This window comes from Cellulomonas septica (genome assembly GCF_012396155.1).
Taxonomy (GTDB): domain Bacteria; phylum Actinomycetota; class Actinomycetes; order Actinomycetales; family Cellulomonadaceae; genus Cellulomonas; species Cellulomonas septica.
The window spans coordinates 1-10,446 of sequence record NZ_JAAXOY010000049.1 but is presented as its reverse complement, the minus strand read 5'-3'; the positions used below and the strand labels follow the sequence as shown (position 1 = coordinate 10,446).

14 protein-coding genes, 1 tRNA gene and 1 pseudogene are annotated in these 10,446 nt (G+C 68.8%); 7 read left to right on the top strand and 9 right to left on the bottom strand.

From position 1 onward, the window contains the following. Positions 1-331, bottom strand: a pseudogene (locus HGA02_RS03915) (hypothetical protein); the annotation flags it as partial. Between the two features lie 169 nt (positions 332-500). Here HGA02_RS03915 and HGA02_RS03910 point away from each other — a divergent pair. Both HGA02_RS03910 and HGA02_RS03905 read left to right on the top strand, forming a co-directional pair. Next, positions 501-1,373: an aldo/keto reductase gene (locus HGA02_RS03910; protein WP_168677780.1), complete on the top strand. Its 873-nt coding sequence runs from the start codon at positions 501-503 to the stop codon at positions 1,371-1,373. A gap of 273 nt (positions 1,374-1,646) precedes the next feature. Further along, positions 1,647-2,276, top strand: coding sequence for a hypothetical protein (locus HGA02_RS03905; RefSeq protein WP_168677778.1), 630 nt, complete (start codon positions 1,647-1,649; stop codon positions 2,274-2,276). On the opposite strand, the gene HGA02_RS03900 is transcribed toward HGA02_RS03905, so the two are convergent. Both HGA02_RS03900 and HGA02_RS03895 read right to left on the bottom strand, forming a co-directional pair. Beyond that, complete coding sequence (locus HGA02_RS03900) at positions 2,236-2,616, bottom strand: hypothetical protein (protein WP_168677776.1); 381 nt, start codon at positions 2,614-2,616, stop codon at positions 2,236-2,238. The two genes, HGA02_RS03905 and HGA02_RS03900, sit on opposite strands and share 41 nt — an antisense overlap. Next, the gene (locus HGA02_RS03895; protein WP_168677774.1) at positions 2,606-3,076 is read right to left on the bottom strand and encodes an RHS repeat-associated core domain-containing protein; all 471 of its coding nucleotides are present in this window, start codon (positions 3,074-3,076) and stop codon (positions 2,606-2,608) included. The genes HGA02_RS03900 and HGA02_RS03895 overlap by 11 nt, the downstream gene beginning before the upstream one ends. Here HGA02_RS03895 and HGA02_RS21795 point away from each other — a divergent pair. From HGA02_RS21795 to HGA02_RS03875, 4 genes are all read left to right on the top strand, one after another. Beyond that, positions 3,054-3,260 (top strand): KTSC domain-containing protein, encoded by a 207-nt coding sequence (locus HGA02_RS21795; RefSeq protein ID WP_168677772.1) that lies wholly within the window; start codon positions 3,054-3,056, stop codon positions 3,258-3,260. The genes HGA02_RS03895 and HGA02_RS21795 overlap by 23 nt on opposite strands. Positions 3,261-3,581: 321 nt before the next feature. Beyond that, positions 3,582-3,992: a peptidase inhibitor family I36 protein gene (locus tag HGA02_RS21790; protein WP_425483024.1), complete on the top strand. Its 411-nt coding sequence runs from the start codon at positions 3,582-3,584 to the stop codon at positions 3,990-3,992. A gap of 18 nt (positions 3,993-4,010) precedes the next feature. Further along, positions 4,011-4,547 carry a sigma-70 family RNA polymerase sigma factor gene (locus tag HGA02_RS03880; RefSeq protein WP_168677768.1) on the top strand — a complete coding sequence of 179 codons (537 nt, stop codon included), beginning with the start codon at positions 4,011-4,013 and terminating at the stop codon, positions 4,545-4,547. Further along, positions 4,544-5,608, top strand: a complete 1,065-nt coding sequence (locus tag HGA02_RS03875) for a CU044_5270 family protein (RefSeq protein ID WP_168677766.1) — start codon at positions 4,544-4,546, stop codon at positions 5,606-5,608. Before HGA02_RS03880 ends, HGA02_RS03875 begins: the two co-directional genes overlap by 4 nt. A gap of 23 nt (positions 5,609-5,631) precedes the next feature. Here HGA02_RS03875 and HGA02_RS03870 read toward each other — a convergent pair whose 3' ends face one another. From HGA02_RS03870 to HGA02_RS03850, 5 genes are all read right to left on the bottom strand, one after another. Beyond that, entirely contained in the window at positions 5,632-6,729 is a 1,098-nt protein-coding gene (locus HGA02_RS03870) for an FtsX-like permease family protein (protein ID WP_168677764.1), read from the bottom strand. Then, the gene (locus HGA02_RS03865) at positions 6,726-7,361 is read right to left on the bottom strand and encodes an ABC transporter ATP-binding protein (RefSeq protein ID WP_168677762.1); all 636 of its coding nucleotides are present in this window, start codon (positions 7,359-7,361) and stop codon (positions 6,726-6,728) included. The genes HGA02_RS03870 and HGA02_RS03865 overlap by 4 nt, the downstream gene beginning before the upstream one ends. Continuing rightward, on the bottom strand, positions 7,358-8,152 hold the full coding sequence (locus tag HGA02_RS03860) for a peptidoglycan-binding protein (RefSeq protein WP_168677760.1): 795 nt from the start codon (positions 8,150-8,152) through the stop codon (positions 7,358-7,360). Before HGA02_RS03860 ends, HGA02_RS03865 begins: the two co-directional genes overlap by 4 nt. A 260-nt stretch (positions 8,153-8,412) precedes the next feature. Then, complete coding sequence (locus tag HGA02_RS03855; protein ID WP_168677758.1) at positions 8,413-8,973, bottom strand: hypothetical protein; 561 nt, start codon at positions 8,971-8,973, stop codon at positions 8,413-8,415. Positions 8,974-8,988: 15 nt separating this feature from the next. Then, positions 8,989-9,303, bottom strand: a complete 315-nt coding sequence (locus tag HGA02_RS03850; protein ID WP_168677756.1) for a hypothetical protein — start codon at positions 9,301-9,303, stop codon at positions 8,989-8,991. A gap of 207 nt (positions 9,304-9,510) precedes the next feature. Between HGA02_RS03850 and HGA02_RS03845 the strand changes: the two genes are divergently transcribed. Further along, positions 9,511-9,807 carry a MerR family DNA-binding transcriptional regulator gene (locus tag HGA02_RS03845; RefSeq protein ID WP_343035253.1) on the top strand — a complete coding sequence of 99 codons (297 nt, stop codon included), beginning with the start codon at positions 9,511-9,513 and terminating at the stop codon, positions 9,805-9,807. Positions 9,808-10,082: 275 nt separating this feature from the next. Here HGA02_RS03845 and HGA02_RS03840 read toward each other — a convergent pair. Beyond that, positions 10,083-10,171, bottom strand: a tRNA-Ser gene (locus HGA02_RS03840). Between the last annotated feature and the right edge of the window lie 275 nt (positions 10,172-10,446).

Genomic DNA, 10,446 nt, shown 5'->3' with positions numbered 1-10,446 from the left:
GGTCACGCCGGTAGGCCGGGCGCGCCCGCCGCAGCGCGTGGCGCACCGCGACGGACGCGACCTCCAGCGCCCAGGTCGCGTCGTCGCCGCGCAGGCCCACGAGCGTCGGGACGAGGTGCGCGAGCGCGGTCCGTGCGCGGTCGCCCACCAGGTCGTTGACCGACCGGGTCAGGTGCGCGAGGAGCGGGTCGGTGCACGCCGGGTGGTCGCTCCACCGCTCACCGGCGAGCAGGCTCGCCCACTCCATGGCGCAGCCGCCGTCGCGCGGGTGCCGGTGGCGTCCGGCCGACAGGACCGGCAGGGCGTCGGGGAACGCGGACGAGTCGAGCACGCCGACCACCTCCGAACGAGCGGGATCCCGTCAGTGTCCGTCCGCCCGCTGCGCGTGGCAAGGACACCCGAGGCGCCCGACGGACCGGCGGCGGCCGCCGGCCCGACCTACGCTCGGGATCCGGGCGACCCGCTCGACCACGACGTCGGACCAGAGGAAGACAGCACCCATGCAGACTCGCAGCATCGGCGACCGCCAGGTCAGCGCGATCGGGCTCGGCGGCATGCCCATGTCCATCGAGGGCCGCCCCGACGAGGAGCGCTCGATCGCCACGATCCACGCCGCGCTCGACGCCGGCGTCACGCTCATCGACACGGCGGACGCCTATCACCGCGACGCGGACGAGGTCGGCCACAACGAGGAGCTCATCGCGCGCGCCCTGCGGTCCTGGGGCGGTGACGCGTCGGAGGTCCTGGTCGCGACGAAGGGCGGCCACCTGCGTCCCGGGGACGGCACGTGGACGAAGAACGGCGACCCCGCGTACCTGAAGGCGGCCGCGAAGGAGTCGGCGCGACGGCTCGGCGTCGACGCGATCGGCCTCTACCAGTTCCACCGCCCCGACCCCGCGGTGCCCTACGCCGACTCGGTGGGCGCGATCCGCGACCTGCTCGACGCGGGCGTCATCCAGATGGCCGGGATCTCGAACGCCGACCCGGCGCAGATCCGCGAGGCGGACGAGATCCTCGGCGGTCGCCTGGTCAGCGTGCAGAACCAGTTCTCGCCGCGCTTCCGCTCGTCGCTCCCCGAGCTGGAGCTGTGCGCCGAGCTCGGCATCGCGTTCCTGCCGTGGAGCCCGCTCGGCGGCATCTCCCTCGCGCGGTCCGGCGAGCTCGGCGAGGAGTACGCCGCGTTCCTCGACGTCGCGGCCGACCACGGGGTCTCGCCGTTCCAGGTGACGCTCGCGTGGGAGCTCGCGCTCGCGCCGGTCGTCATCCCCATCCCGGGGGCGTCGCGGCCGGAGTCGATCCAGGACTCGGCGCAGGCGGCCGCACTGACCCTCACGCCCGACGAGGTCGCCCGGCTGTCCGCCGCGGTCGCCTGACGCGCGACGGGACGCACGACCGTCCCGGGGCTCCGCAGGCCACGCGGAGACCGGCGCACGCCACTTCTGAGCTCCGGCGGCCGGCGCGGCCCCGTCCGACGGACAGCTCCGGTTGCGGCGGGTCGTCCGTTCGTGTCGTTGCCCGGAGGATGAGCACCCGGTCCTGAAGGCACCCGCCATGGTCGGCGCGTTCGTCTCGACTGTCCGCTCGGGGGCGCCCGCGATGTCGACGCACCCCGGCGCGATCGACCTGGCAGAGGCAGGTGTTCAAGAATGACGTCGACTGACGTCGAGGGACTGCCGCCGCTCGTCGCCCAGGGGCGTCTGATCGAGGCGATCGCGCGGTCGGTCCACGGCGCCGCCGACCCGCGCTGGACGACCATCGAGCTCCGCGCCATCGTGCTGGCACCGGTGAGCAGCGTCCGGATGCGCGTGACCGTCGACGGAACCGTCGAGCAGCCCTTGCCGCCCGAGGAGGTCGACGACCTGGTCGAGCAGCTGCGCGACGTCATGTACCGGGACGGCGCGGGCACCTGGTTCACGTTTGTCATGACCATCACCGCCCCGGCCGCGGTGACCTCACGCTTCGAGTACGACGAGGAGCCGGGGTGGACGGCCGACGTCGACCCGGTCGCCTACGTCACCGACCAGCACCGCTACCCGCGTGACGTCGACCACCAGCCCGCCTGGCTGCGCGAGAGCCCTCGCCGAGGGCTGGGCGCGCATCCACGACCTCGCTCCCGACCGCCGGCCCGCCTGGGTCAAGAGGCAGCTGGACGCTGGCACGCACCTCCTGACACCGACCGGTCTGACGGAGCGCCTCTGAGGCGAGCAACACCCGCCGGAGAAGACCCCGGACGGGTCAGGGGGGTGTCTCGTCACGCCGACGCGACATGTGCATGATCAGGCCGAGGAGCGCCAGCATCGTGAGCACCACCACGCCGACTTTCAGCTGGATGGGAAAGTCGGGATCCTGGCGCCAGAAGATGAATCCGGCGATGGCGCCGACAGGGAACAGAACGAAGAGCAGGAACAACACGCTGGTGAAGACGCAGCAAACAAATAGATAGGCAATGCTATCGCGCCGATGATGACGAAGGTGATGCCCGCCGTGCGGATAGTGCGCATTCTCGGAGTCGATTTTTCTCGACTCGCGAATATGATCGCCAAGCAGACGAGCATTCCGGCGAGCGCTGTCGCCGCCACTATCGCCGACGCGGTAGCTGCCGTCGTCAACATCCACCTCCGAAGACGACAAGCAGCGTGAGGGCGAACGCCGGCACACCCGTCGAGAAGCTCAGCGCGCCAGCAGCCCCTGCTACCGTCGCCGCGGCTGCTGTCGTACCCGCCGCAGCAACCAGCCCCACACCACCCGACAACAGCGCCACCGCACCGAGCCCCACGGCGACGGCACCACACGATGAGACTTCTCCAGTGGGGTCAACGAAGTTGATCGGGTCGTTCGCCGCGTAGGCGTACCTGTTGCCGTTCATGGGATCGAGCGGAGCGTCGATGACGTCCTGCTGTGTCCAGCGCCCTTCTTTGGCGGAATAGTAGCGGACACTGTTCAGGGTCCAGTCGGTAGTCCGGTCGTCGAGCCCGCCGGTGTACAGGAACGGCGTCTGTTCGACAGCGCTTCCGCCGGAAGGCTGCTCGAGTTCAGCCAGCAGCGCAGTGGAAATGGCCCGCGTCGTCTCGGACAACCTGCACGCCGTCGGCTACGACTCGGCAGCACGGACGCTCCGCGTCGCGTTTCGTAGCGGGGGGCTGTACGACTACTTCAACGTCGACGAGTCACTCCACCGGCAGCTTCTGCACCCGCACCCATGGCGACGGGTCGGGCACCTCGTAAGGCGCCACGCGTACGTCCGCGTCCGGACGCGATAGGGCAGCGACACACGAACCCGTGCTCCCGGACCACGCGAAGGGCGGTCAGGGCGAGCCGGCCTGGCGACCTCCGCACCGGCTTGCAAGTCCAACGCCCTGGTTGTCGTCGGGGTCCATTCGGACGCGATGGTGCGAACTTTTCAGTGGATCACTCGGTCCTCGTCGACACGCTTGATAGACGTCACGGTTCGCTGCACTCGCCACTCGTTATCGCCGGCACCACCGCGCGGATCAATCAGGTACTTGGGCGCAGGTATTCGAGCTGAGAGCCGACGCTGAACGAGTCGGCTGAGCGCCACCGCGGGCACGACCTCGGTCGCGATGTCGTTCCTGGTCACAGGCGCTCGTCGGATGCCCGATCATGTACGCGTGAAGACAGCGCATCGTGGCCTCATCGCAATCACCGCCGCCGCACTGCTCGCCACGGCGGGAGTTCCTGCCGTGGCAAGCGACATCGCACCAGCGTCGACATCGCAGTGCGCAGCCGCGGCATTCTGTGTCTGGGGGGCAACCGGGTACGCGGGGACGTTCGCGAGCACGACGAGCACGTCCGTGTCGTCAACCGGTATCTCGACGGCGAAGTCCGTGTGGAATCGCTCGGCTCGCGCCGCCGTCGTGTACTCCGGGGCAGGTGGCACGGGAACGGCGAAGTGCTTTGCGCCGGGTGCGATGGTCGCGTCGACCACCGCCGGTGCGGCGTCGTTCCGTATCCTCAGCACGGCAACGTGCTAGTTGAGTGATGGGGGTGCGGTGACTCTCGGCGACCGCACCCACGTCGACTCCTTCGAAGGATTCTTTCGCCAGCACGTGGCAAGTGTTCGGAGGTTCGCTTGCCGCTCCGTGGGCGACATGTACGCGGACGACGTAGTGAGCGAGACGTTCACGATCGTGTGGCGCAAGTGGTCCGACGCTCCCGCTGCCGACGGCGTGAGGCGCGCGTGGCTGTTCAGGATCGCGCACAACGTGATGGCGCATCACGTCCGCTCCCAGGTGCGCCGTGGTCGGTTGCTGCGGTGGGCGGGACGGATGGCGTCCGAGTCGCATCCTCCTGATCCAGCCGATCGTGTGGTCGGCGACGACCACGTCAAGCGGGCGCTTCTTGCCCTGCCCTTCCGCGAACGTGAGGCGATGGCGCTCGTGGTGTGGGAGGACCTGACACCGCAACAGGCTGCATTCGCTCTCGAATGCTCTGTCACAGCGCTGAGCTCGCGCCTGACGCGTGCGCGGCAACGCCTCGTTGCCGGAATCAGCAACCTCGACGAGCAGGGTGAGGAGGTGCGCTCATGAATCCAGAACGTCGAGCTGAGGACGAGGTCGCGCGCCTGCGCGACGTGCTCGGAGTCGAAGTGCACGTCCACCTCGACCCGGTGACGGCGCGGGACGAGGCGATCCTGCGTCGGATCGTCGCAGGCGGTCAGGACCGCGTCTCGGCGTCCCGTCGCCGGATTCGCCTGCCCGTGCGGATTGCGATTGCGTTCGGCGTCGTGACGGCGGTGGCGGTCGCAGGATTCGTCGTGCGCGGTGCGCAGGCACCCGCGCTTGCTGCTCCGCCGATGCTGACGTACTCAATGTCGAACATTCAGGCCGTTGCCGCCGGCAGTGCTCCGCCAGCTTCGGAGGCGTTGCGTGCCATCGCCGCAGAAGCACGTCGACAACCCGTCGAAGAAGGCTACGGCGCGCAGCAAGTCCTGTCGTTCGCCTGGTACATCAACACTGTCGTCGACGACGAGGGCAACAGAGAGGTCGAGCTCGCCCCCACCCGGCAGGCGACAACGATCGGCCCGGACGGCTCGTTCTCCAGTCAGGAGACACGCGCACCGGCACTCTCGCCGGACGGACGGGTGATCGATCCCGACCGCTACCCCGTAGGTGGTGCGCACTCAGGAGACGAACTACCCGCGGGGACGTTCGACGCGGCGTACGCCGCGAACCTGCCTCGAGATCCGCACCTGCTGCGAGAAAGCCTCACCGCGTCGCAAGGCGGTCCGGAACTGTGCGGAGCGTCCGACATCGCCGCCGCGTCCTGCCTCGGCGCGGCAGTCGCGGACTTGTATGGCCGCTGGGTCGTGCCGGCCGACCTGAGCGCCACCGTGTGGGCGATGCTCGCCGCCGAACCGGCGTTGGCGGATCTCGGCGAGGTCACCGATCGTCTTGGACGCTCCGGCCGTGCAGTCGCCGTGCCACCCGACCCGGCCGGAGCCAATCAGTCGCTGGTCTTGGTGATCGACGCCGGCACCGGTCAGTTGCTCTCCTGGGAGCAGGTTTCGATGGCGATCCCCGACCTGCAGATCAACGAGCCGACAGTTACCGCGTTCCAAGCGATCACTAGCGCCCGCTGGGTCGACTAGCGCCCCGGATCAGCGGCAGACGATCACGGCACCCGCAAAATCTGCACCGGGTCCCGCATGGCCGCCGCAAGCGCAGCGGGAACGCTCGCGACAACCGCACTGATGACCGCGAGCACGCTCACCGCCGCTGTGAAGGGCACGGGAGGTTGTCCGCCGGTGATTCGGGCGACCGCGGCGAGCCCTGCGGCTGTTCCGAGGGCGACGCCGACCAGCGCGGGCCACATCGCCTGGCCGATGACGAGAAGCACGAGCGCCGACCGGCTTGCTCCAAGCGCGCGACGGCGTCCGAAGTCGCGTCGCCGCGCACCGATCGATGCGTACAACGTCACCGCAGTGAAGATCAGGCCAGCAGCCATCGCTCCGGAAGCCTGCTGCCGAGCGACGACCCCGAGTTGCCCGGTGACCACCGCGGATAGCTCGACGAGCTCGTCGGACGTTGTCACGCTCAGCGTCGTCGGGTCACGCACATCAGCCATCTGACGCAAGAGCCGAGACACGGGCGCGACGCTCTGCGGGGTGCTGGCTACGGCGTACAAGACTCCCACCGACTGGTCGCGGTCTGGGCCGAGCAGGACGACTCGATCGAGATCGGTCAGAGCGCCCTCCGCTTCGAATGTGCCGACGACGTCCCAGCTGCCCTTCCCGTCGGTAGCGACGAGGGAGCCTGCGGCGGCCGTCAGGCCGAGCTGCGGCGCAACGGCTGAGCTCACGATGACCTCATCTTTCGCTGGCCATCGCCCGGCCAACAGCCGCAAGTCTGGGGGCGGGTCGCCGTACATCGCTCGTGCCGGCACCGCAGCGGCGGCGGACACTGCGGCGTTGCGGACGTCGATCGCCGGTCCGACAGCGAGCGCCCAGTCGACGTCCGCGAGTGCCGTCGCGCGGCGCACGACGTCCGGGGGTGGCCGGTCTTCTGGGGAGGCGCTGGTCACCACGATGAGACGCGAACCCGCGCGGTCGATGGAAGCGACGACGGCCGACTCAGTCGCCGCCGACCTTCCGGCCGTCGCAAGCGCGAGTAGGCAGGTTGCTGCCGTGACGGCGACGACGACGAGAGAGCTGGCACGGTTGGCGAACGCGACCCGTCCCGATTCGCCAAGCAGACTCCGCAGCGAGGTCACAGCTGCACCCGGACGTCCCCGGTGGGTGCCCGCAGAGGGTCGTGCGTTGCCACGATGACCGTGGCTCCGGATTGGGCACGTTCCCGGAGGGTGTCCCACACGACGTCCGCAGATGCGGGGTCGAGATTGCCAGACGGCTCGTCCGCCAAGATGATCGTGGGGCTTTTCACGAGAGCGCGGCACAGCGCGACGCGCTGCGCTTGCCCTCCTGAGATCTGACCGGGCCGATGGTCGTGTCGATGCTCAACGCCGAGCGCCCCGAGCAGGTCACGCGCTCGGCGCTCCGCCACACGACGTGAGGTACCCGTAAACAGCGCTCCCTCCATCACGTTGTCCAGCACTGTTCGCGCGGGGTCGAGAACCGCGTCCTGGAACACGAATCCGATCTGTGTTGCCCGCAACCTCGCTCGCTCACCATCGGGCAGGCGCGCGGTCGCCACGCCGTCCAGCACCACCGTTCCGGCCGTCGGCGTCAGCATCAGCCCGAGCAGATACAGAAGCGTCGACTTCCCCCCGCCCGACGGCCCCGTGATGGTCGTGAGCGCCCCCTCGCTGAACTTGCAGGTCAAGTCGCGCAGCACCGGCCCGGTTCGCGGCCCGTAGCCGAACGCCAACGCGTCGACGCTGATCACGCGCCCGCCGAGGCAGCGGGAACGAGGATGAGGTCGCCGACCTCGACGCCCTCGACGACGGCAAGTCCTCGAGCGCTCGCCAGCACCTCCACGGGCTTCTCCTGGCCATCGGGCGCCGCCCTGACGACCGTTGCACCTGACGGCGTCGTTCTTACGGCCGAGGTCGGTACGACCGGCCCGTCAGTTGCTGGGGTGACGATGACGTCCACAGAGACGTTGAGCACCCCTGTCGGAGGGATCGCGGCGCAGTCCTCTCCACACACCGGCGTGCCGTCCACAGCTGTGAGGGCCAGCACCATTGAGCCATCATCGACGGTCGTAGAGCTCGCGATGACGCCCTCCCATCGGCGGTCGCCGACTCGAACCGTCACTGCCGCGTCCTGCGGCACGGTCGCAACCTGAGCAGCGTCAAGAGTCACCGTCACCTTGGGTTCTGCGGACAGGACGTCGAACAACGCCTCGCCGGCCGCGACCACTGCACCGACACGCACGTCCTCGGCGAGAGCGAGCCGACCTGGCAGCGTAGGCAAGAACAACACGTCACCCGCAGCTACGACGCCGTCGACCGGCAAGCCGGTCGCGCGCTGCCACGAGCGAACCGCGGACGTCGTTGCTGCGTCGTATGCCGAGCTTTCCGGCGCGGCGTACCCGAGCTGCCGCAGCAGCTGCTGCAGTTGGGCGACGTCTGGGCCTCGGTCGCCGCGCTGCATCGCCCGGAAGGCCGGCACGGCGCCTTGCGCGACGACGACCGGGCGCAGGTTCACCGTCATCACGACCTGTCCTGCGCTCACCACGCCATCCGCGGGGAGACTTACCGACGTGACCGTTCCACTGACCGCCGCCGGTGTCCCGGGCGACCGGTCCCATTGAGCACGCCCTGCGAAGCTCTGGGAGAAGCCCACCTGTCCGTCGATGACCTCGTACGCGACGTCCGTCGGCTCGGCCGCGGGGGCCGGCGGCGACTCGGCGAACCGGCCCCCCGCCCAGAACGCGAGGGCTCCTACCGCGACGAGGCTGATCGCCCACGCCGCACGAGCTCGCCATGCGCGACTCATTGCCCGAATACCGGCCGCGGGCATGCAGACAGGGCCGATGTGTAGTCCTCCGACGGGACGCCGCTCATGGGATCCCACGTCGCCGCGCCGGAACGTTGGCGGTCGATGTACACCTCGACTGTCGGAGGCGCCTCAGCGCTGAAACCCGCTGCCACCAGACAGTCGTAGTGATCAACCAAACGGCCGTAGAACTCCGTGAGTGCCGCGTCGTCGAGTTCGGGAGCGACGATCCGACCGACGGACATGTTGCATGTGTCCTGCGACGCCATCAACGAGTCCATCTGGTCGTCGTCGACCACGCCGTACTCGAAGCTGATGCCATCGTTGGGATCACCAGGCTCGATCTGCCATCCCTCGTCCCGCATGCAGGTCATGAAGTCCTGCGACCACTCGTCCCACGACCCCTCGTAGGCCGGGTAGACCGGTGCACCTTCAGCGCCCGTTGTGGGTGTGGCGGTCCCTACAGTCGGCTCCGGCGATGGCGCTGACGGGGTAGTGCACCCCGTCAGCGCCGCGACGGCGCCAACCACGACGATCAGTCGGACGTGGTCACGCATCGTCGTTCGCAACGGTCAGACCGCTCCTGTGCATCCGGCGTAGGTGCCGGGGTCATTCAGCGACCGATCGGAGTTCACGAACCAGCTGCCACCGCCGTAGGCGCCAGCGCGTGTCCGCGTCACCCAGGTGGAGTCGCCGACGTAGTACGCAGTGGTGCCGCCGGGGCCCTTGATGTTCACGTTGCCGTTCGCGAGGCCCACTGTGTACGAGTTCGAGTTCGGGGCGTAGCAGGTCTTGCTGCCGGACTTGCTGACGACTGCTGCGGCAGGCGACGCCACCGCGATCGTGAGCAGCACCACCGCGGCGAACGCGGCTCCAGCTCTCCTCATCGTTCCTCCAGTCTGATCGGAACTACCTGGGTAGCGGACAGCGACCGTTACGCCCGCCGTCCGCAACTCCGACTGCCGCGGCCAATCGCCGTGTCAAGCGGAGGGGCCGCTGTGCGACACCACCTGTGAGTTCCCGCCCGAGTATCGATTGTCACTCACGGTCGCTGTGACACTGGTCACATGTCATGCGTGTCTGGCCTCTAGGGTGTGGCTGTGGTCAGCCGAGGCAATGATGCAGAGGACCTGCTGTCGGTCAAGCCGGTCGCGGCGCGCTTCTCGGTCTCGATCGACACCGTCCGGCGATGGACGGACGCCGGCCTGCTTCCGGCAGAACGCACCGTGGGCAAGCATCGCCGCTGTCGCGCGGCCATGGTGGACTTTGACCGGGAGATGGCGCGGTACGCCGCCGTCATCCACGACAGCGCCAACCCGGTGGCCCCTGCAGCCACCGCAGCCGGCCACGAAACCGGGATCCCGAGCCCGCCAACACCGCTGCGGACGTAACCCGCCAACGGCACCAGGCGCCACCAAACCGCCCGCCGACCCCCACCCCAGTACAACCACACATCACCACCCGCACAGCCCGCCAACCACCCCAGGTCGGCGGGCTTCAAGGCGTGCCCACACATGCCAGCTCCACAGGCAAACACCACCAACTAGCACGGTAACGTGCTAGTAAAGACACAGGTCACACCCCACAAACAGCAACACCCGCCCGGAGAGACCCCGGACGGGTGTTAACCACAACCACTGGCAGTAGTTACACGAACTACTGGGAGCGGAGACGGTGGGATTTGAACCCACGGAAGGGTTGCCCCTTCACGACCTTAGCAGGGTCGCGCACTAGACCTGGCTATGCGACGTCTCCAAGTGCAGCACAGGGTACCTGGCGTGCTCGCCGCGCGGCAAAGCGTGCGCTGACCAGCGGCGGGACCGGCCGTCGGACCGCCGCTCACGCGTGTCGGCGGGTGTGCCGATACTCCTCCTCGTGAGCCTCACCTCCGGAACCCGGGGTCGACGCCGGACCCTCGTCGGCCTGCTCGGCGCCGTCCTCCTCGTCGTCTTCGCGGTGGTTTTCGTCGTGGTGACGACCGTCGGGCTCGTGGTGTGGGTCATCGTGCGGGACCCCGGCACGGCCGAGAT

What these genes read in the sequence shown, in the direction of transcription:
- HGA02_RS03910 (WP_168677780.1), top strand. Translation starts at nt 501, where the DNA reads ATGCAGACTCGCAGCATCGGCGACCGCCAGGTCAGCGCGATCGGGCTC.
- HGA02_RS03855 (WP_168677758.1), bottom strand. Translation starts at nt 8,973, where the DNA reads ATGCGTGACCACGTCCGACTGATCGTCGTGGTTGGCGCCGTCGCGGCG.
- HGA02_RS21795 (WP_168677772.1), top strand. Translation starts at nt 3,054, where the DNA reads ATGGCCCGCGTCGTCTCGGACAACCTGCACGCCGTCGGCTACGACTCG.
- HGA02_RS03875 (WP_168677766.1), top strand. Translation starts at nt 4,544, where the DNA reads ATGAATCCAGAACGTCGAGCTGAGGACGAGGTCGCGCGCCTGCGCGAC.
- HGA02_RS21790 (WP_425483024.1), top strand. Translation starts at nt 3,582, where the DNA reads ATGTCGTTCCTGGTCACAGGCGCTCGTCGGATGCCCGATCATGTACGC.
- HGA02_RS03850 (WP_168677756.1), bottom strand. Translation starts at nt 9,303, where the DNA reads ATGAGGAGAGCTGGAGCCGCGTTCGCCGCGGTGGTGCTGCTCACGATC.
- HGA02_RS03905 (WP_168677778.1), top strand. Translation starts at nt 1,647, where the DNA reads ATGACGTCGACTGACGTCGAGGGACTGCCGCCGCTCGTCGCCCAGGGG.